This is a genomic window from Brytella acorum (genome assembly GCF_029309905.1).
In the GTDB taxonomy this organism is placed as follows: Bacteria; Pseudomonadota; Alphaproteobacteria; order Acetobacterales; family Acetobacteraceae; genus Brytella; species Brytella acorum.
The window spans coordinates 31,879-52,784 of record NZ_JARBJP010000004.1; the positions used below are offsets into that span (position 1 = coordinate 31,879).

The 20,906-nt window shown below is 63.6% G+C and carries 19 protein-coding genes; 10 read left to right on the forward strand and 9 right to left on the reverse strand.

Annotation, left to right across the window (positions count from 1 at the left end; translation table 11 throughout):
• Positions 1-326 precede the first annotated feature (326 nt).
• Positions 327-1,040, forward strand: coding sequence for a response regulator transcription factor (locus tag PWM43_RS08475; protein WP_289842065.1), 714 nt, complete (start codon positions 327-329; stop codon positions 1,038-1,040).
• The gene (locus PWM43_RS08480) at positions 1,040-2,890 is read left to right on the forward strand and encodes an ATP-binding protein (RefSeq protein WP_289842066.1); all 1,851 of its coding nucleotides are present in this window, start codon (positions 1,040-1,042) and stop codon (positions 2,888-2,890) included. The genes PWM43_RS08475 and PWM43_RS08480 overlap by 1 nt, the downstream gene beginning before the upstream one ends.
• Before the next feature lie 22 nt (positions 2,891-2,912).
• Here PWM43_RS08480 and PWM43_RS08485 read toward each other — a convergent pair whose 3' ends face one another.
• Positions 2,913-3,257, reverse strand: a complete 345-nt coding sequence (locus PWM43_RS08485) for a UrcA family protein (RefSeq protein ID WP_289842067.1) — start codon at positions 3,255-3,257, stop codon at positions 2,913-2,915.
• Between the two features lie 216 nt (positions 3,258-3,473).
• On the opposite strand from PWM43_RS08485, the gene PWM43_RS08490 reads away from it, so the two are divergent.
• The 5 genes from PWM43_RS08490 (at position 3,474) to ptsP (ending at position 7,745) form a co-directional block, all read left to right on the forward strand.
• Entirely contained in the window at positions 3,474-3,968 is a 495-nt protein-coding gene (locus PWM43_RS08490) for an HPr kinase/phosphorylase (protein ID WP_289842068.1), read from the forward strand.
• A gap of 68 nt (positions 3,969-4,036) precedes the next feature.
• A complete protein-coding gene (gene rapZ / locus PWM43_RS08495) occupies positions 4,037-5,023 on the forward strand; it encodes an RNase adapter RapZ (RefSeq protein ID WP_289842069.1) in 987 nt (328 codons plus the stop codon).
• A gap of 100 nt (positions 5,024-5,123) precedes the next feature.
• Positions 5,124-5,654 (forward strand): PTS sugar transporter subunit IIA, encoded by a 531-nt coding sequence (locus PWM43_RS08500; protein WP_289842070.1) that lies wholly within the window; start codon positions 5,124-5,126, stop codon positions 5,652-5,654.
• Positions 5,651-5,932, forward strand: a complete 282-nt coding sequence (locus PWM43_RS08505; protein WP_289842071.1) for an HPr family phosphocarrier protein — start codon at positions 5,651-5,653, stop codon at positions 5,930-5,932. Before PWM43_RS08500 ends, PWM43_RS08505 begins: the two co-directional genes overlap by 4 nt.
• Positions 5,925-7,745: a phosphoenolpyruvate--protein phosphotransferase gene (gene ptsP / locus PWM43_RS08510; RefSeq protein ID WP_289842072.1), complete on the forward strand. Its 1,821-nt coding sequence runs from the start codon at positions 5,925-5,927 to the stop codon at positions 7,743-7,745. Before PWM43_RS08505 ends, ptsP begins: the two co-directional genes overlap by 8 nt.
• Positions 7,746-7,792: 47 nt before the next feature.
• Here ptsP and PWM43_RS08515 read toward each other — a convergent pair whose 3' ends face one another.
• On the reverse strand, positions 7,793-9,421 hold the full coding sequence (locus PWM43_RS08515) for an NAD(P)/FAD-dependent oxidoreductase (RefSeq protein WP_289842267.1): 1,629 nt from the start codon (positions 9,419-9,421) through the stop codon (positions 7,793-7,795).
• A gap of 61 nt (positions 9,422-9,482) precedes the next feature.
• Positions 9,483-11,222 (reverse strand): DUF885 domain-containing protein, encoded by a 1,740-nt coding sequence (locus tag PWM43_RS08520; protein WP_289842073.1) that lies wholly within the window; start codon positions 11,220-11,222, stop codon positions 9,483-9,485.
• A 171-nt stretch (positions 11,223-11,393) separates the two neighbouring features.
• Between PWM43_RS08520 and PWM43_RS08525 the strand changes: the two genes are divergently transcribed.
• The 3 genes from PWM43_RS08525 (at position 11,394) to PWM43_RS08535 (ending at position 14,910) form a co-directional block, all read left to right on the forward strand.
• Entirely contained in the window at positions 11,394-12,434 is a 1,041-nt protein-coding gene (locus tag PWM43_RS08525; protein WP_289842074.1) for a cation diffusion facilitator family transporter, read from the forward strand.
• A complete protein-coding gene (locus tag PWM43_RS08530) occupies positions 12,434-13,330 on the forward strand; it encodes a cation diffusion facilitator family transporter (RefSeq protein ID WP_289842268.1) in 897 nt (298 codons plus the stop codon). Before PWM43_RS08525 ends, PWM43_RS08530 begins: the two co-directional genes overlap by 1 nt.
• A 161-nt stretch (positions 13,331-13,491) precedes the next feature.
• Positions 13,492-14,910 carry a chloride channel protein gene (locus tag PWM43_RS08535; protein WP_289842075.1) on the forward strand — a complete coding sequence of 473 codons (1,419 nt, stop codon included), beginning with the start codon at positions 13,492-13,494 and terminating at the stop codon, positions 14,908-14,910.
• Between the two features lie 24 nt (positions 14,911-14,934).
• Here PWM43_RS08535 and PWM43_RS08540 read toward each other — a convergent pair whose 3' ends face one another.
• The 6 genes from PWM43_RS08540 to lnt form a co-directional block, all read right to left on the reverse strand.
• Positions 14,935-15,891 carry a glycosyltransferase family 2 protein gene (locus tag PWM43_RS08540; protein WP_289842076.1) on the reverse strand — a complete coding sequence of 319 codons (957 nt, stop codon included), beginning with the start codon at positions 15,889-15,891 and terminating at the stop codon, positions 14,935-14,937.
• Positions 15,892-16,051: 160 nt separating this feature from the next.
• Complete coding sequence (locus PWM43_RS08545) at positions 16,052-16,882, reverse strand: transglutaminase-like domain-containing protein (protein WP_289842077.1); 831 nt, start codon at positions 16,880-16,882, stop codon at positions 16,052-16,054.
• A 12-nt stretch (positions 16,883-16,894) separates the two neighbouring features.
• Positions 16,895-17,827 carry a transglutaminase family protein gene (locus PWM43_RS08550; protein WP_289842078.1) on the reverse strand — a complete coding sequence of 311 codons (933 nt, stop codon included), beginning with the start codon at positions 17,825-17,827 and terminating at the stop codon, positions 16,895-16,897.
• Positions 17,828-17,974: 147 nt separating this feature from the next.
• Entirely contained in the window at positions 17,975-18,748 is a 774-nt protein-coding gene (locus PWM43_RS08555) for an SDR family oxidoreductase (protein ID WP_289842079.1), read from the reverse strand.
• A 55-nt stretch (positions 18,749-18,803) separates the two neighbouring features.
• The gene (locus tag PWM43_RS08560; protein ID WP_289842080.1) at positions 18,804-19,310 is read right to left on the reverse strand and encodes a helix-turn-helix domain-containing protein; all 507 of its coding nucleotides are present in this window, start codon (positions 19,308-19,310) and stop codon (positions 18,804-18,806) included.
• Between the two features lie 45 nt (positions 19,311-19,355).
• Positions 19,356-20,885 (reverse strand): apolipoprotein N-acyltransferase, encoded by a 1,530-nt coding sequence (gene lnt / locus PWM43_RS08565; RefSeq protein WP_289842081.1) that lies wholly within the window; start codon positions 20,883-20,885, stop codon positions 19,356-19,358.
• Between the last annotated feature and the right edge of the window lie 21 nt (positions 20,886-20,906).

Here is a 20,906-nt window from a genome sequence, read left to right on the forward strand (position 1 = left end):
AGCCTCCATGAGCACGCCGGGCGTTCCTGGAAAGCCCCGACCGGCGCCCCCTCGATGAGGATCGGGAGAATGCCGTCAGGAGCCATGGATTGCAACTCGACGACCGCCCCGGTTGGGCGCGGTCGCACGCATACATTATAGGTGGCGGCAAATCGTCAGATGCCAACCCCCCTTTTGGTCAATCTCCTTTGGCTAATCCCTCTTGGCTTCTGTACCAACCCGATTATCCTCACCCGGCTGACGGTCCCCGATCTCCGGCCCCATCGCATGGCCGGATTTCCGGCCCCTCTTTCTTGAGCACTTCTTAAGCATCGGATGCGCCCGTCATGGAGACGACAAAACATACCATCGCGCTCGTGGACGACGACCGCAACATCCTGACCTCGGTGCAGATGGCGCTCGAGGCCGAGGGATTTACCGTCCATACCTACACCGACGGCGAGGCCGCCCTGCAGGGCATCACCAGTCGCCCCGTCAGCCTTGCCGTGCTCGACGTCAAGATGCCGCGCATGGACGGCATGGAGCTGCTGCAACGCCTGCGCGCACGCTCGGCCCTGCCCGTGATCTTTCTGACATCGAAGGACGAGGAACTGGATCAGCTCATGGGGCTGCGTCTGGGCGCCGACGACTACATCACCAAGCCGTTTTCGCAACGCCTCCTGCTCGAGCGCATCCGCGCGCTCCTGCGTCGGCAGGAATCCAGCCGCGCCGAGGCCAGTGGCGTCGGGACCGCCGCGAGCGCCCTGCTCCGCGGCAGCCTGACGCTCGACGAAACACGCCACCAGTGCCTGTGGCGCGGTAAGGACATCCCCCTGACCGTGACGGAATTCCTGCTGGTCAAGGCGCTTGCGCTGCGCCCCGGCATGGTGAAATCACGCGACCAGCTCATCGACGCGGCCTATGGCGACAACATCTATGTCGATGACCGGACGATCGACAGCCACATCAAGCGGGTCCGCAAGAAGTTCCGGCAGGTCGATGACGACTTCAACCAGATCGAAACGCTCTACGGCATCGGTTATCGCTACAAGGAAGACTGATGCCTGTGCGGGAGCGCGAAAAACTCCTGAGAGACTCGCCTGAGCGGCAGCCTTTCCAGCCGATCCGGACCTATCTGCAACGCCTGGCGCAAGCGGGGCGAAGGCGGCTGACCGCCTATACCCGCGAGCACCGACGCCCGCGCTTCTCCTCGCCGCTGATGCGGCGAATCATGCTGATCAACACGCTGCCGCTCGCCCTCCTCGCCGTAACGCTGCTTTTCCTCAACGATTTCCAGAACAGCCTGCTCGAAACCGAGGTCGGCGCGCTGCGCGAGCAGGCCCATATCTATGCCAACGCGCTCGGCCAGAACGCGGTGATCCGCACGCCCGATCGCCATCCGCTTCCCGGCAGCGAATTCATGCTGGATGATGCCCTCGCCCGCCCCCTGCTCCTGCGCCTGACCGAACCCAGCCCGAACGCCCATGCCAGACTGGTCGGCCCCGACGGCAAGCTTGTCGCCGACAGTCGCGACGAAGCCGTCCTCGCTCGCCGCCGCCGCCGCCGCGAAACACCCGCGCCTTCCGTGTCGGACACGGTCTCGGGCACGGGTCTCGGCAAGGAGATCAGGAGCCAGGATCTTCCGCCCACCCCAGACAGCGCACCCGAAGGCTGGCATCCCCCGCGCGACAATGTGGTGGAAATTTTCTACGAATGGCTGCTCTCCCTGCTGCCTCTGAGTTCACGCGAGGGGATCGTCACGCTGGACGCGCCGAGCGACCCGCCGCCGCCCAATTCCGACACGGGAGAACGTTCGGGCCTGCCGGAAGCCGCGCCCTATATCCGCCGCACACGCGACCACCAGCTCATCATCACGGTCGCCGAGCCCGTCATCCATGATGGCCAGACCGTAGGCGTCATCCAGCTGACACGTCAGGCCCAGGAAGTGGACCGCTCGCTCTTCGCGGTGCGCTCCTCCATTCTCTCGCTGTTTCTCGCAGCCCTGGTCGTGACGTTTCTGGTGTCCTGGTATCTGTCCCGAACGATCGCGCGTCCGCTTCTGCGTCTGGCGCGCGCATCCCACGAAATGCGTGACGATAGCGGCCGGGTGGACTCGGTGCCGGAACGCATGCTGGTGCGGCGCGACGAAATCGGCGTGCTGGCCCGCGCCCTGCGCGGGAGCGTCCTTGCCTTGTGGGGGCGCATGGATTCAACGGAGCGCTTCGCCGCCGATGTCAGCCACGAGCTGAAAAACCCGCTTTCATCGATCCGCTCGGCCATCGAAACCCTGCCCCGGATCGAGAACCGCGAGCGCCAGTCGCGTCTGCTTGCGATCATCAGCAACGATGTCCGCCGTATGGATCGCCTCATCAGCGACATTTCGGATGCAAGCCGCCTGGATGCGGAAATGTCACGCACAAGACCGACCGCGATCGACGTGGCCGCCCTTCTGGCCATTCTGACAGAAATGCACCAGACGACACGCAAGGAAGAGGATGCCATTCTGCGCCTCGTCAACGGGGCGGAACCACGCCCTGTTTTCGTGCTCGCCGTGGAGGATCGTCTCGTACAGGTCCTGCGCAACCTGATCGGCAACGCCATTTCGTTTTCGCCGCCTCGCGGAGTCATCACGCTGGAGGCGACCGAAGAGGGTCAGACCGTCGAAATCACGGTGACGGACGAAGGGCCGGGGATTCCGGAGGGCAAGCTGAATGATATCTTCGACCGGTTCTATTCGGAGCGGCCTCATTCAGAGCATTTCGGCCAGCATTCGGGGCTGGGTCTTGCGATCAGCCGTCAGATCATCGAGGCGCTGCATGGTACGCTCGAAGCGGAGAACCAGCATGACCCGAACGGTGCTGTCACCGGCGCGCGATTTGTCATCCGACTTCCGCGCGCCGATCGGGGATAACGCCTGGTCGCGTTCCCACATCTCATCCGCGCGGCAGGGTGAGAACCGTCGCGACCTGGGTATCCGCACTCGCCTGTCGGCGCGCGCGCGCCGCATACATCTGCTGCCGGGCATTCTGACGGGCCTCTTTCTCGCACTCTTCGAGAGCCGGATCAAAAAGGCTGGAACTGCCCGTGATACGCGCGCAGATCTGATGGGCGGTACGGTCGACCTCACGATCGAGCTGCTTCCATGAAGCGTGATCGCTGAGATCCACATTGGTGATGTCGATCGCCTTGCTGTTCGCGTCCACGCCATCCTGCGCGAGCGCGGGCGTGGCAATAGACGCAGCAGCAAGAACGGCGACGAAAAGAGAGGAGCGGAACATGGTCTTGGCCTTTCCAGCCTCGCCTCGGCTGAATTGCCAGGCTTGCCGGACACTCTGCAAACGCCGTGCCAAACGCGTGAAACACGCCCTGATCCATCTTTTTCGTCGTGCAACCTCAAGACAAGTCGATAATTTTTGGGAATCTGCACCAAATAATGAAACTTTGAGATCCTTATTTGCCTTTTCCGCCTCCGTTTTTGGGGTTTTTAATTTCCGATGATCGAACGGCGCACCATTCATGCTTCCTGCGCCGCGCTCGGAGAGGAAGCGGTCATCCTGACGGGCGCGCCGGGCAGCGGCAAAAGCGATCTTCTGTTGCGGCTGATCGACGCCGGGTTCGATCTGGTTGCCGATGACAGGATCATCCTTGAAAACGGTCTGGCCAGCGTCCCGGACTCGATTGCCGGGCTGATGGAAATACGGGGGGTCGGAATCGTGAGACTTCCCCATCGCGCATCCCCCGTGCGGGTTCGACTGCACGTCGCGCTCTCATCCAGCCCGGACAGCACGCGTCTGCCCACGGAACAACGTCATCCGGAAAGCGGGGTCGTGTCGATCAACCTCGATCCCCGGCACGCGGGCGCCGTCGCGATCATCCGGACCACGCTACGATGCCTCTCTAACTGCGAAGCATCGTGCGGCCATGAACTCCTGACGGGCGCGAACGGTGACAATTCTGCGTCAACACCGTTCCCACCCGTAACCGAATGAGGCTAGTCTCATACGATGCATCATGATTGCGACATTTCGTTGGCAGATCATCCACTCTGGAAGTGGAAATGATCACGATTCCGGAAACCTGTGGAGACAGTCTGCGTCGCGTTCTGCTGGTGACCGGTCTCTCGGGCGCCGGGAAGTCGTCAATCCTTCGCATCCTCGAGGATCTGGGTCACGAGGTCGTCGACAACCCGCCGCTCGACATGGTCGACACGCTCGTCTCGCGCAGCGATCAGCCACTGGCCGTAGGAGTTGACGTCCGCACGCGCGGTTTCGAGGCTCAGGCCGTTCTGGACGCGCTGTCACGGCTCCGGGCCCGGCCGGACTGTCGCGCGGAACTGCTCTATGCCACCGCCGAGACCGACGTGCTGCTTCGTCGCTTCACGGCCACGCGTCGGCGCCATCCGCTGGACAACGCTCCCAATGCGGCCCCCGGACTGGCATCGAGCATCGCTCAGGAAACGATTCTTCTCGCCCCCCTGCGTGCCCATGCGGATTTCATCATCGATACGTCGGAACTGCCGCCCCACGATCTGCGCCGCCTGATCGAGACGCGTTTCGGCAATATGCGAGACGGCGAATCGCTGACCGTCACGCTCATGTCCTTCGCTTACCCCGCGGGCCTTCCGCGCGAAGCCGACATCGTTTTCGATGCGCGCTTCCTGCGCAACCCGCATTACGATCCGGTTCTCAAGCCCCTGACAGGCCTCGATCCGCAGGTTCAGGCCTTCGTCGGGCAGGACCCTGATTACAAAACCTTTCTCGATCAGATTCTCGCCCTGCTGCGTCTCGTGCTGCCCCGCTTCGTAACGGAGGGGAAAAAGCACGCCACCGTTGCCATCGGCTGCTCAGGCGGACAGCACCGCTCTGTCACACTCGTCGAAGCCGTGGCCGACACGCTGGCCTCGGAACGCGAGTCGGTCTTGCCAGACGAGCCAATCGTGGTCATGCATCGGGAACTCGCCCGTCAGGGGCGGAGCACCTGGCGCTGGGCACGTCCGCCTCGACAGGACCAGACGATCGACACAGCCCGGACCGAAACCACTTGAACCCGTCGCAGCTCTTCCGATATCTCGCCCGCAATCCTTTTGCGCCCTGTCTGGCAACTGCCCGGCTGACGCGACGGGCCCATTTCACCGGAGCGACCGGATGATCGGCATCGTCCTCATCACCCATGGCCATCTTGGCGATTCCCTGCGCGAAACCGTCGAGCACGTCATTGGCCCGCAGACCCAGCTTCTGAGTGTCCCGGTCGAGCGCGAGGACGAGATCGCACAGCTGCGTCCGGCCCTGCTCGACGCGGTCCATGCGGTCGATACCGGCGAAGGCGTCCTGCTGCTGACGGATATTTTCGGCAGCACGCCCTCCAATCTCGCCCTCTCGGTCCGCGAGCCCGACCATGTGGAGGTCATTGCCGGCGTCAACATGCCCATGCTGGTCAAGCTCGTCAAAAGCCGCGAGCATCGTGATCTCGCCTCGTGCATCGCCCTGGCGACCAGCGCCGGGCGCAAATATATCGCCGCCGCGTCCGAGTTACCGCAATCCTGTCTTCAGGGCGGCAAATGCTGCGAGGAAACCATCGCCGAAGCTCTCGCGCCTCACGCATCCCCTCTTCTGGGGGCGGACAGCCGCGGCGGAATGAACGCCAACGTGATCCCGCTGCGTCACGCCGTTTCATGACCGACATCCAGACCTGCAGGACTGTGGAAATCGTCAATCCGCTCGGCCTGCATGCACGGGCGTCGGCGAAACTCGTGCTGACGGCGGAGCAATATGACGCCGAAGTCGAGGTCGCCCGCGGCGGGCAGAGCGTTTCCGCCCTTTCGATCATGGGTCTCATGATGCTGGGGGCGGGCAAAGGGGAACATGTCACCCTGACCGGCACTGGTCCGCAGGCCGAGGACGCCATCTCGGCGATTGCCGCACTGATCGCCGACGGCTTCGGCGAACGTGACTGAAAGTCGTTCACGAGCAAAAGCGCTTGCACTCCCGCTCGAGTCCGTCCCCGGTCGCCCCATGCGCGTACTCCACGGCAAGGGAGTCTGCCCGGGCATCGTGATCGCACCGGTGGCTTTCGCGTCCGAAAAACCGCTTCCCGCCATCATCCACACGCATGCAAGCACCTCCCCTGAAGAAGAGGGTGCCCGCTTCGACGACGCCGTCGCGCGGACCCAGCGCCAGCTCGCCAAACTTCGTAGCAAGCTCGAAAATTTCCCGGCCGAGGGCCGCGAGGAAATCGGAGCACTCCTTGACGTTTACGAGCGTATGCTGGGTCACTCCAGGCTGATCCGCGCCGCGCGCGCGCGCATTCTCGAAGAAGGTCTGACATCCGAGGCCGCCGTGAAGGAGGAGAGCGAAACGCTCGCGCACCAGACCGGCCCGAAGGACGACACATCCGAAGAAGAACGCGAAGCCGCCACGCGTCGCGCCGGTGAATTTCGCGAGATCGCGCGGCGACTGCTGCGTAATCTCAGCGGCGTATCGTTCCGCACGTTTTCACATCTGCCTCATGGCTGCGCCCTGGCGATCGAGCAGCTTCGGCCCGCCGATGCCGCGCTGGTCAATCCGTCGCATTTCGCCGCCGTGATCACGGAAAGCGGAGGCACGACCGACCACACGGCGATCATGCTGCGCGCGCTCAACATACCGGCCGTGCTCTCCGTCCCGCACCTCGCGACCCTGTTGCAGGATGGCGATCTGGTCGTCGTCAACGGCACGAGTGGCGAAGTTTTCATCAATCCGGATGCGACGACGCTCGCCGCCGCCCGTGCCGCCATGGAAGAAGAGGCGCGCCTGCGTCGTGGCTTTGGTCGGTTGCGCCGTCTTCCGGCGCGCCTGACCGACGGCGAAGACATCGAGCTTCTCGCCAATGTCGAACTCACCACCGAACTTCCGCCCGTGCATCAGAGCGGGGCCCAGGGCATCGGACTGCTCCGGAGCGAATTCCTTTTCGAAGGCGACATGCCCGACGAGGAGGAACAATACGAGACCTATGCCATTTTCGTGCGCGGGATGGAAAATCATCCGGTGACGATCCGCGTGCTGGACTGGGGCGGCGACAAAGGCATCGACCGGCTCCGCGCACTGGGCTACGGCATGCCGGAAGACGGGCAGATGCTGAGCATGCGCGGCCTGCGTCTTTTGCTCAGCCACCCCGACATTCTCGAAACCCAGTTCGCCGCCATCCTGCGCGCATCCCTGCATGGCCCGGTCCGCGTTCTGCTGCCCATGGTGACGGCCCTGTCCGAGATCCGTGAAGCCCGCGAAATCTACGAAAAAGTCGCGCGACGTCTGCGCAGGCGCGGCATCAAGCTGCCGACCAAGCTGCCACCGCTGGGCATCATGATCGAAACGCCCGCCGCGGCGATGACGGCCGACATCCTGGTTCATCAGGCCGAATTTCTGGCCATCGGCACCAACGACCTCACCATGTACACGCTGGCCGTCGACCGCAGCGGGGCCCTGGACTCGAACGTTTACTCGGCCCTGCATCCGGCGATCCTGCGCCTGATCGGCACGACAGCGAACGCGGCCCTGCGCTCGCACCGACCCGTCTGCGTCTGCGGCGAGCTGGCGTCGGACCCGCGCGCCGTGGCCCTCCTGATCGGCCTTGGCCTGCGCTCGTTTTCCATGACCGCGAGCGCCCTGCCGCTCGTCAAGCAGATGGTGCGCTCCCTGTCGCTCGAGACCTGCGATATGCTGCGCCGACAGGCCATGCTGGTGGACGACCCCTCGGAACTCCAGAAGCTGGTGGCGAATTTCCAGACCTGACCGCGCCGGAACCCATGGCCTTCCAGCAAGGGCATACAGCGTCGGCTTCAGGCCCGATCCGTCGCACGACGCAGAGCCGCGGCGACCCATTCCGCCGCCCGGATGCCATCGATTCCCGCTGAAAGAATACCGCCCGCATAGCCCGCGCCCTCACCGGCGGGAAAAAGACCGCGCCATGTGGGGCTTTGCCCCTCCACGTCGCGTGCCATGCGGATGGGGGATGAGGTCCGCGTTTCGACGCCCGTCATGACGGCGTCTTCCATCGCATATCCCCTGAGCTTGCGCTCGAAATGCGGAAGCGCCTCGCGCATGGCCTCGACGGCGAAATCCGGCAGGCAGAGAGACAGGTCCGTCGGGGTCACGCCGGGTTTGTAGGAAGGCACGACCGAACCCAGGTGAACCGAAGCGCGCCCTGCGAGAAAATCGCCGACACGCTGCGCGGGCGCCCTGTAATCGCCGCCACCCGCGACGAAAGCCGCCTTTTCCCAGTGCCGCTGGAACGCCACACCCGCCAGAACATCACCGGGATAGTCACGCTCGGGCGTCACCTCCACGACCATGCCCGCATTGGCGTTGCGCTCGGCCCGGGAATACTGGCTCATGCCGTTGGTCACGACCTGTCCCGCTTCCGAAGTCGCCGCGACGACCGTGCCGCCCGGACACATGCAGAAGGAATACACGCCGCGTCCGTTGCTGGCATGATGGACGAGCTTGTAATCCGCGGCGCCAATCATGGCATGCCCCGCCTGGTCGCCGAAGCGGGCCAGGTCGATGACGGATTGCGGATGCTCGATGCGCACGCCGATCGAGAACGGTTTGGCGGTCATCGCCACACCGCAATCCCGCAGCACCTCGAACGTATCGCGCGCCGAATGACCAACGGCCAGCACGACCTGCGACGCCGCAAGTTCGCTTCCATCCGCAAGCCGGAGCGCCCGCAGCAACGTCGTCGTCCCATCGACGGCCCGATCGCCCACGAGGCCGACGACCCTGGTCTCGAACCGGTATTCGCCGCCGAGGCGCTCGATCTCCGCGCGCATGTGCTCGACCATGCTGACAAGGCGGAAGGTGCCGATATGCGGCTTGGAGACAAAGAGAATCTCCTCCGGCGCGCCCGCCTTGACGAATTCCTCAAGCACCTTCCGCCCCAGATGGCGCGGATCGCTGACGCCGCTATAGAGCTTGCCGTCCGAGAACGTGCCCGCCCCGCCTTCGCCGAACTGCACGTTGCTTTCCGGCGTCAGCACGGAGCGTCGCCACAGCGCGAACGTGTCGACCGTGCGTTCTCGAACGGCCTTGCCGCGCTCCAGAACGATGGGACGCAGCCCGGCCTGCGCGAGGATCAGCGCGGCCATCAATCCGCATGGACCGGCCCCGACCACCACCGGACGCGGTGCGTCGGCCGGTGCCAGGGGCATGCGATAGGCCGTATCGGGCGTCGGCTGGACGTGGGGATCATCGGCAAAGCGTGCCAGCGCAGCGGCTTCATCCCGAATGACGCAGTCCATGCTGTAGACGAGCAGGATGCGCCCCCGACGGCGCGCGTCGTAGCCGCGACGCGCCACATGCAGGTCTTGCAGATCGTCCGGGGCGATGCCCAGGCGTTCCAGCACCGCCGCACGCAGCGCCTCTGGAGAATGGTCGAGCGGGAGCCTGAGTTCGGTAAGCCGGATCATGCCCGGCTGGAAGTCATGGCTTGGCCCCATTTGTCAAGAGAAGGCTCCGGGTGAAACGCTCTCACAGCAGCGGCTCGTCCCGCCCCGTCATCTCCCGGCGGATGATCCGCACGGGCACCAGGGCGCTGCCGAGGAACCCGTCATGAAACGCCTGCAGCGAGAATCGCGGCCCCTTCGCCTTCCGCATGTCTTCGCGCAGATGCAGGATCATGAGCTTGCCGAGCGTATAGGAATAATAGCCGGGATCGGCGGTACCCCGCCGGGCTTCCTTGTAAGCCATGCCCGGAGACTGGAAGCACTGCTGGCGCATCATGGTCGTGGCGTCGGCGAGGCTCATCCCCTGCGTGTGCATGCCGAACGAGGCCAGGAAGCGACAGTCGCGCAGCAGGGCATCCTGCAACTGCATGAGGCGCAGCCTGGCGTCGCCCAGACCCTGTTCGACCATCATCTGTTCGGTGTAATGCGCCCAGCCTTCGGTCGTCGCATAAGACGACGCCGCCTTGCGCACGAGCGACCATTCGGGATGGGCGCTGCGATACAGTCCCTGCGTGAAATGCCCGGGCATCACTTCATGGACGGTGATGTTGAGCAGGGCCGGCCGGTTGAGGTCACGCAGCAGTTCCTCGGTCCGCGCTTTCGTCCAGGTCTTTTCCGGCGGCGTCACGTCGTAGAATGCCGTGGTCGCCTTCGTCTCGAACGGGCCGGGCCAGTCCATGGCCGCGACGAGCAGGGAGCGCTCGAAAGACGGCGTATCGATGACATCCGGCAGCGCATGGGACGGCAGCGTGACGAGCTTCCTGGCGAGCACATAATCCTGAAGGCCCTTGAGCTGGGCCTTCACCATGGGCAGCAGGGTCTCGGGCCTGGGATGATCGGCCCGCACCTCGTCCAGGGCATGATCAGGATGCGCCGGGTCGATTTCGCGTTCCGTGGCCAGAAACGCCGTCCGGTCGCGATCGAGCTGCGCCCTGCCAGCGGCGATGAGGCTGTCGATGGGAAGATCCACCAGGTCGGCCGCCAGGAGCGCGCGTATGGTATCGCGGCCCAGCGCGAACGTGCCTGAGGGCTTCAGATGCTCGAGATAGACGCCATACCGCGCCAGAGCCGCCAGCGTGCGCCGCGTTTCGGCCTTGAGCCGGGATTGCAGGGCCGGATCGTGAACGGCCGCGAAGGCTTCGGGAATGTTGCCGCCGACGAACTGGATGGCGCCTTCGAGATCGGCTCTGGCGATTTCCAGATAGACGGCGGGCACATCCCCGATCTGCGCTTCTGCCTGCTTCAGCAGGGCTGGGATCGCCGCTTCGCGGGCAAGGACATTGCGCAGCCGGTCGGAAGCGGGCGCGAAATCCCGGGAGGCGAGGCTGTAAAGCGCGCCGGTCGCCAGATCGACATATTGGGCGGGCATGCGACGGAACGGACGGATTTTTTCTTCAAGGGTCAACTGGCCGCTGATGATGCCCATGAGAACTTCGCGATCATCACGCTGGGCCTGTGACAGGCCGGACGTCTCCAGCGCGGCGAGGGCCGCGTATTCGCGGTGCAGCCTGGCCACCTGCGTTGCGCGGAACGCGTCGGAAACGTCATCGAGCCGGTCATCGTAAGTGTGAATCCCGGCCTGTGTCGCCCCCGTCGGCGAGGCGGCCCACTCGGCCTTGTAATGCGCGGCTTCGAGGGCTTCCAGCGCCGCTGGTCCCGATAATGGCCCCGATGATGGCGGCGCCGCTGAAACGGGGGCGGCGCATGGAACGACCGAGAGCATGAGAAGCAGGAGGCGATGCCTCCGGATCTTACGAAATATCATAATCGAAACGATAGCCCGCACGCGACGCGTTCACAATCGGACTTTCACCCGCATCCGGCATGGCCTCACCCCCGCGACAGGGTACACCATGCGTGACATGATCCTGTTATAGTATGCGGTCTGCGGAATACGCTATGCGGTCCGTCCACCTCTCGCTTCGAGTCTTCGCCCATGGCCACGCACGACCATCCCCATGATCATGACCATGAAGGTTGCGGGCCTGACGCCGGTCACGGACATGACCACTCTTCCCATGACCATGACCATGACCATGACCATGACCATCATGATCACGGCCTGTTCGGGCATCACCATCACGAGCCGGCGAGCTACGGCGCCGCATTCGCCATCGGCATCACGCTGAATGTCGTCTATGTCATGGCCGAAGCGCTGTGGGGTTTCTGGGCGCATGCTCTCGCCCTGCTCGCCGATGCCGGACACAATCTTTCCGATGTCCTGGGCCTCGCGGCCGCCTGGCTGGCGCATCGGCTCGCCCAGCGCGCGCCCTCGACACGCTTCACCTACGGCCTGAAGCGCTCGACCATTATCTCCGCCCTGTTCAACGCCATGCTTCTGATGCTCGTGACCGGCGGGATCGTCTGGGAAGCGGTGCTCCGGCTCCTGCACCCGGCCCCCGTCGCGGGCTGGACGGTCACGATCGTCGCCGCGATCGGTATCCTCATCAACGGCGGTACGGCGCTGCTGCTGATGCGCGGGAGCCAGAGCGACCTCAACATCCGGGGGGCCTTCCTTCACATGGCGTCCGACGCGCTCATGTCGCTGGCCGTGGTCGTCTCCGGGCTTGTGATCGTCTTCACCGGCTGGACGATCCTCGATCCGATCGTAAGCCTGCTCGTTTCGATCGTCATCGTTCTGGGCACATGGTCGCTGTTGCGCGGTTCGCTGGACATGGCGCTGGACGCGGTGCCGCGCGGGATCGACCCCGACAGGGTCGAGGATGCCCTGCTCGGCCTCGAAGGCGTCCAAGGCGTGCATCATCTCCACATCTGGCCGATGAGCACGACCGAAACCGCCCTGACCGTTCATCTCGTGGCGGATACGCGATCGACACGTCCGGATTCTCTGCTCAGAAACGCGACACGGCTTCTGGTCGAGCGTTTCGACATCTCGCACCCGACGTTCCAGATCGAAGAAGAGGGATGTGCCGGACACGACACGGCGTGTCGCGCGCCGACTCCGGCCCCGATCTGATGCAGGACAGCGTCAAACTGCGCTTCGGGATCGGTTCGGTCCTGATCAGCCTGATCGTGCTGGGACTGAAATATCTGGCCTGGCATGTCAGCGGAAGCGCCGCACTCCTGTCGGACGCGCTGGAGACGGTCATCAACGTCGCCGCCGCCATCGGAACGCTCTGGGCGCTGCATGTCTCAGCCCTCCCCCCGGACGAAAACCACACCTACGGGCACGAAAAGGCAGAATACCTCTCCGCCGTGGCCGAGGGCGTTCTGGTGATCGGCACGGCGATCGGCATCGGCTTCGTCGCGTGGGAAGACTGGCAGCATCCTTCCCCCCTTCTCGCACCGTGGCGCGGCGTGACGCTCAATGCGCTTGCAGGCCTCGTAAATCTTGCCTGGGGCCTCATTCTCCTCGGCGCGGGACGTCGTCGTCACTCTCCCGCGCTCAAGGCCAGTGGCGATCATATCCTTTCGGACGTGTGGACGACGGGCGCCCTCGTGGTCGGCGTCTCCCTGATCCCGCTGACCGGCTATCTGCGGCTGGACGCCATTCTTTCGGCTCTGGTTGCGGTCAATGTGCTCCGGGTCGGGTTCGAAATGACACGCCATTCTATAGGTGGCCTCATGGATGAAGCGCCGGACGCCCAGACCCTCGAACTCATCCGCACCGTCATTTCCGAGCAGGCGCGCGGCGCCATCGAAGCGCACGACCTGCGTATCCGCCGCGCGGGCAGCATCAGCTTCATTGAATTCCACCTCGTCGTGCCCGGCGTCATGACGGTTCACGATGCCCATGAAATCTGTGACCGTGTGGAGCATGCTTTGCGCCGGCAACTGGGTCGGGCCGTGATACACATCCATGTCGAGCCCGACGACAAGGCCAAGCATACGGGCGTGCCGGTTCTGCCCTGAGCATGATGTTTTTTTGACAAAACTCCGCTTTTCCGCCGCACTTAACTTGACCCCTGTCCATCCGACCTGTCAGGACCGGTCTATCCGGGGCGTGTCAGCCGAGCGCCGATCACGATTTTCGCCTCGCGTCTTGAATGGCCCGGCGCCTTGAATGGATCGACATGGGACAGAATTCACCCTTGCACCAGCAGCAACGCATCCGCCATCTGAGCCGGTCCGCCCGCGTGACCACCACGCAGTGGCGGCGCACGCTCGTTTACTGGCTCGGTGCCGTTCTTGTCGGAATCGCGGCCGTGACCTTCGCCAACGCCGCGGACTGGGCCGCGCGGAAACGCACGCTCATGGTTCACTGGTCACCGTGGGTCATGCTCGTGGTCATGCCTGCCGGACTGGCCTTCTCGACGTGGTTGACGCGGAAATTCTTCAAAGGCGCCCAGGGCAGCGGTATCCCGCAGACCATCGCCACCCTGCACATGGACAATTTTGCCGTCGTCAACCGCGTCCTGTCATTGCGGGTGGCCATCGGCAAGATCATCCTGACGACGTTCGGCCTGTTCTGCGGCGCTTCGATCGGCCGCGAGGGCCCGACCGTGCAGATCGGCGCGTCGATCATGCACGGATTCTCGCGGCTGCTCGGCCATTCCAACGTCACGATCAAGCGCGGCGCGATTCTGGCCGGGGGTGCCGCCGGTGTCTCGGCGGCCTTCAACACCCCGCTGGCGGGTGTGGTGTTCGCGATCGAGGAACTGTCCCACTCCTTCGAACAGCGCACCTCGGGAACAATGCTGACAGGCGTCATCCTGTCGGGTGTCACGGCCATCGCGCTGATGGGCAACTATACCTATTTCGGTCACACCTATGTGGACGTTCCCGTCGGCACGGCATGGATCGCGGTGCTGGCCTGCGGTCTCATCGGTGGCGTCACGGGCGGTACGTTCTCGGCGATCCTCATCCGCTTTTCGCGCGGCGTTCCCGGCATGGCGGGACGTTTCATCAGCACGAGACCCATCGCTTTCGCCGCTTTATGCGGCCTTGTCCTCGCCATCCTCGGCCTGATGTCCCATGGCATGACCTACGGCACCGGGTACGCGCAGGCACGCGCCATCATAGACGGGCGGGAACACTATCCGGCGTCGTTCTTCGTGTTGAAATTCCTCGCGACCGTCGTCTCCTACTGCTCGGGCATTCCAGGGGGACTCTTCGCGCCATCCCTGAGCATCGGCGCGGGAATCGGCGGCTGGATCCAGCAGTTTCTCCCGCATACGACGTCCGGCGCGGTCGTTCTTCTGGGCACGGTCGGTTTTTTCTCCGCCGTGGTTCAGGCCCCGCTGACGGCCACGGTCATCGTCATGGAAATGTGCGACAACCAGCAGATGACTCTGGCCCTCATGGCGACGTCTTTCCTGGCTTTCGGCACGTCCCGCATCCTCTGCAAGCGCGCGCTTTACGGCGCCCTCGCCGACCGCTTCATGACGACCGTCGAACGCGCGCCGGTCACGCCGCGCGAAGCCACACCTCCTCCCCCAGCCATCACGTCAGCGGAAGAAAAGCTGCTACACGAAATCAAGGGCGACAAATAAGGACGGCCCCGCGAAAACCGGCATTCAGGCCAGAGGGGTTTCTTCGTCCCTGATCGTCACCGGATACATCAGATAGGCCAGTCGCTTGGCTTCCTGACGGGCATGGGCAACGGAGTGCAGAATCACACCGCAGACCAGCGACAGCGCCGCGATCATCTCCAGGCCGGTCGCGAGCACCGCGGACGGGAGTCTCGGGACAAGCCCGGTTCGAATGAAGTCCAGAATGACTTGCGTTCCCGAGACCAGCCCCGCCACGCAGAAGGCGAGCGCGATGACCGCGTAAAAACCTAAAGGACGCTCACGCTGAATGAGCTTCAGGATCGTGCCCAGGATACGAAACCCGTCCTGATAGGTGCGCAGTTTGGACGCTGACCCTTCGGGTCTCTCCCGATAGGCGGTCTTTTCCTCGGCCATCGGCAGGTTGAGTTCGAGGGCATGCACCGTCAGTTCGGTCTCGATCTCGAAACCGGCCGAAGTGACCGGAAACGATTTGACAAAACGTCTTGAAAACACGCGATAGCCGGAAAGCATGTCGCTGAGGCGGCGGCCAAAGATCGCGACGACGATACCGGTCAGAACCCTGTTCCCCAGAACATGTCCGCGACGATAGGCGGCGGCGCGATCCGTGACGCGCGCCCCGTTGACCAGGTCCAGCCCCTCGGCAGCGGCACGCGCGATGAGACGGGGCGCCGCCGCGGCTTCATACGTGGCGTCACCATCCGTCAGGAGATAATAATCGGCGTCCACATCGGCGAACATGCGGCGAACGACATGACCCTTCCCCTGCATGCGCTCGATACGGACGATTGCCCCCGCCGCCCGTGCGATGTCCACGGTCCGGTCCGACGAATTGTTGTCGTAGACATAGATCCGGGCGTCGGGAAGTGCGGCCCGGAAATCCCGGACAACCGTACCGATCGTGACCTCTTCGTTATAACAGGGGATCAGAACGGCCACACGCAACGACGGCAGACGGGTCATGTTTTGAATGGTCTCCTGAGGAAAACGCACGAAAGGAAAGCTCCGCCGTCCATGCGTAAGACAATCCCGAATTACGCATGGAAAGGACGCCTTCCAATGTCGGTGTCCAAGGCCAAGGACTCAGCCAGGGCACTTACGTCCCTTCACCCGACGTCCAGCCTCACTCGTCCACTTCGCTTTCGGCGGGATCTTCTTCGTACGTCACCACCTCAAAGCGGCCCAGAGGTGCGGGGCCAAACGCGGTGGAGATCGCGACGTCCGTGGCGTCGCGGCCACGCGCCATGAGAAGTCGGCCGATGCGGCGCCTGTCATGACGCGCATCGAACGTGAACCAGCGACCGTCGAGATAGACCTCGAACCAGGCGGAAAAATCCATGGGATCGTCGCAGAGCGGCACCCCGATATCGCCGAGATAGCCGGTGCAATACCGCGCCGGAATGTTCATGCACCGGCAGAACGCCACGGCGAGATGCGCATAATCGCGACAGACACCCACGCGCTCGTGAAAGGCCTCGAAAGCGGTGCGGGTCGAGCGGGCCTGCTGGTAGTCGAAGCGGATCCGCTCATGCACGTAAGTGACGATCGCCTGTACCCGCGCCCAGCCGGACGCCACATGCCCGAACAGGGACCAAGCGATATCCGACAGGCGATCGGTCTCACAATAACGACTGCCCAGAAGAAAGACGATCACGTCATCCGGCAGTTCTTCGATGGGATGCTGCCGCGCCATGGGAACGCAGTCGTCCAGATCTCCCGTATCGTAGACGGAAAATTCAGCATGGATCCTCAAGCCTCCGCTCGGCACCGTGACGCGCGTACAGGCATTGCCGAAGCCGTCGAGATAGGTGTGATGAGCGACATCAGGTTCGAAACGCATGATCTGGGGAGTGCGCAGATCACCCGCGCGGCTCGGATGCAAGCTGAGCATCAGCAGTAACGGCGTCGGATACTCGGAAGAAAACACGATGTCATAGCCTGCGCGAATCAGCATCCTGCTCTTTCCTTATGCTTCCGCCCGAACATGTCCCTCTGGCGGTTCATCCCGATGGCGCGGCCGTGCATCCGTCCCGCCAGACCCGTTCCTGACGACGACGGAAACGTCCATGCTTTCGAAATCGGCCGGAAAGCCCGTCCACGTCCCCGCGAGCGGCACGGCCTGTCGCCAGTCACGCACGCTCGCGACGCGGATAAGATCATGCGAACCGAGAATCCCGTTGGTCGGATCAAAGTCTACCCATCCCAGTCCCGGCACGAAGACCTCGACCCACGCATGGGTCGCGCCGCCGCCATGATGATGCTCGCCACGCGGCGTATGAAGATACCCCGTCACGAAACGGGCCGCGAAACCCAGTGCCCTGACCGCTTCGATCATGAGCACCGCGAAATCCCGGCACGTCCCGCTGCACAGCACAAGCGTGCGAGAGGGAGACTGGGTTCCCTCTTCGAAACGAGCCCGATAGGAAAATTCATCGTGGATGGCCCGCGTCATCGCAGCGAGCAGTTCGAGCGTTCCGGTTTCGCCCGGTTTCAGGAAGCGTCGCGTCCATCGCGCGAGCGCATGATCCGCGTCATCGCTCAGGGGTTCTCGCAATCGAGCAAGGTCGGGAACATCGCCCGCGTCATAATTGAAAGGCCACGCACGGGCATAGGACGCGACCTCGCCCACCACGGGAACGACCGCCCGGTGGTCGACCGTCATGCGGTTGACCACCCTGAGTTCACGCGCCCGCGTGCCGACCGAAAAATGGGTCACCACGTTGCCAAACGCGTCGAGCGTGTGCCGCAGCCGGTCTTCGCCGGGCGTGACGTCCAGCGACCACTCGATCAGGCGTTGATCCACCGTGTCGCGCGGGCGCCCCAGCAGCCGGTGTTCACCGAACCCGACAGGACGGCGGTAACGATAGACCGTCGTGTGTTCGACCGACAGGACTGGCATGCCTTGGAAGCACTCGTTGCGTTGTTGCGTTTTTCAGCATCAGCATTTTTGCCTCCACGCGCAAGCAGCATGCCGACTCACGCGCGAAAAACCGTCGTCGGAGCGAATCGAGCGCGGGCGATCCCGAAGCGCTTTCAGGAAGCGCTTTCAGAGAGAAACGCTGATACCGCCATCGACCATCAGCATATGACCATTCACGAAGCTGGAGGCGTCCGACGAGAGAAACACGCAGGCGCCGATCAATTCCTGCACCTTGCCCCAACGCGCCGCCGGCGTGCGCGCGCGCAACCACCCCGAGAATGCTTCGTCCTGGACAAGCGCCTGGTTCATGTCCGTCTCGAAATAGCCCGGAGCAAGACCGTTGATTTGCAGACCATGGCGCGCCCAGTCCGTCGCCATCCCCCGCGTGAGGTTTTTAACCGCCCCCTTGGCGGCCGTATAGGGCGCGATACCGGGACGGGCGAGTTCGCTCTGCACCGAGCCGATATTCACGATCTTGCCCTTGCCGCGCGCGATCATATGCCGCGCGACAGCCTGCCCGACGAAAAAGACGGCATTCAGGTTGGTCGCCATCAGTTCGTCCCAGTCAGACCGACTGAACTGTTCCAAAGGCGCACGCCGCTGAATGCCCGCGTTGTTGATCAGGATGTCGATCGGACCGACCGAGGCTTCGATCGCATCCACGGATGTCTGGACTTCGGCCTGATCCGTCACGTCAAAGACGCTCGTATTCACCGTATGGCCCAGCTCGCGAAGCTCGGCGGCGGCGGCATCAAGCCGCGCCTCGTCACGTCCGTTCAGCACGACGGCCGCCCCGTGCGCCGCCAGTCCCCGCGCCAGGGCGAACCCGATGCCGCGGGAAGCCCCCGTCACGAGAGCCCGTCGGCCATGAAGGGAAAAAAGTGGAAACGCCTGAAGCAAGGGAAGCTCCTTTCGTGATCGGAAGACGCATCCTTACCGCAAATGAATGCGCGGGTCAGTCCTCGGACGGGGCCATGCTCCGGATCAGATCGAACATGCGCTTCCGTACTGCCGTGTCCGGAATCCGATAATAGGCCCGCACGAGATCGATGGTTTCGCGGCGACCGAAAAGCGTTGCATCCTCGGAGGAGGCATCCAAGCGCTTCGGCGGCGGTCCGCCGAACGTCGAAGGCGCTTCGGCGAAGCCCATCATGCTGTTCAGAGGCTGAGCCGATTGCGACGCCACGCCCGCCATGCCGTCATAGAAAAAACTGACCGGGACTTCCATGACACGCGCCAGTTCGTAAAGACGGCTGGCGCTGACGCGATTGGCGCCTCTCTCGTATTTCTGGACCTGCTGAAAAGTCAGCCCCAGAGCCTCACCCAATTTTTCCTGAGACAGCCCCATCAGGGTACGGCGCAACCGAATTCTCTGCCCCACATGGATGTCGACGGGACCCGCCGCTGCGGGGCCTTTCGCGATATCGACGGTCGGCGGAGCGCTCGTGGCAATCTGAGTCATATCATTTGATTGATACAACAACCGTAGATTGTCAACGTTAACCTTTTATACATGCTTTCGCCCTTGCCGACCTCCAAGACCGGTCAAAGACAACCCGACACAGATCAGTGAGAGCAAAATCGGCACAACCCTGCCGTGCAGCGCGAAAAATGTCTGGGCCAGGGGCGACGGAACGGCCTCGACCAAGGTCGCCGTTTGACCCCAGCCGATCCGCCCGAGTTCATGGCCTGTGACATCGAAAATGGCTGTAATGCCCGTATTGGCGGCCTGGGCGATCGGCAACCCCTCTTCCACGGCGCGCATACGCATCGTCGCCAGATGCTGCCGAGGGCCGGCGGTGTCGCCGAACCACGCGTCATTGGTGATGTTCAGCATCCAGGATGGCCGGTCCGGTCCCACCACGCGTCCCGAGAAAATCACCTCATAACAGACCATCGGATCGACGCCGTCGAATCCGGGGTAGCGCCAGGTCTTGGGGCCGGAGCCCGCCGCCAAAACGCCGGGCACGAGTTTCACGGGCACGAAGCGCGGCGCATATTCGCCAAACGGCACCAGCGTGGCCTTGTCATAGGCGTCCAGGATGGAACCATCCGGGGCCAGAGCGAAAGCGCTGTTATAGTAGCGCCCCTGCGCGTCGCTGCGATCGGACCCGATGATCCCGCCGCTGGCCCCTTCCGCTGCCTGGGCCATCACCTGCCGCGCGAGAGGATCTTCGTTAAGAAGGCCGGGAAAAGCCGACTCAGGCCATACATACACAATGGAGCGCCCAGCCCCCTCCTCACTGGCCAGATGTCGTGCCCGTACAATGCCCTCGCGGGTCAGGGAGAGATAGTGCCTGAAGACGTTCACCGCGTCTTTCTGCCCCAGAATATCGCCTTCGCTGACGTTGCCCTGCGCCAGAACGACGACAGGATTCTGTATCGGCAGGGGATGGACGTTGTGGATCCGTACGATACCGACCGTGAGCCACAGTAACACCGCCACAGCGACCGTCACGAACCACTTCCGCCCCTGCCACACGATCAGAGACCCCAGAATCACGGCGAGCGTCATGCCGTCCACGCCGATCCACGCAGCCGGTTGAATCAGCCAGTCGCCCACACGCCCCGGCAGTTCGAGAACGCTGCCCGGCGGATTCCACGGAAAGCCGGTAAAGAGGAAGACGCGGCCCATATCGGCCAGCGTCCAGCTCCCGGCAAAAAGAAACACGCGCTGCCAGCCGGAGGGTACCAGGCGGCACAAGGCGGCGGGCGCGGCGGCAAAGGGCGCGAGAATGAGCGCCGGTCCGGGCGCGGCCAGCGGCACGGCCCACCAGAAATCATGCCAGCGCGTCAGAGGTGCGGCCGTGAGCCAGTACAGACCGGCGGTGTTGAAGGCCAACCCGAAAACGAAACCGTAAAGCGCGGCTCGTCGCCAGTTCGGCGCATCTTCCGCGCAGCGATAGAGAAACAGGAGCCCTAGCGACAGACATGGTACGAAACACAGCGGAGGAAATGCGGCGGCCGCGAAAATTCCAGCCGCCATAAGCGCGACCGCAAGACGCCAGCCTCGCCAAGGCAGATCAACCGTGTTCATGATCAAGGAGGAAGCTCTGAA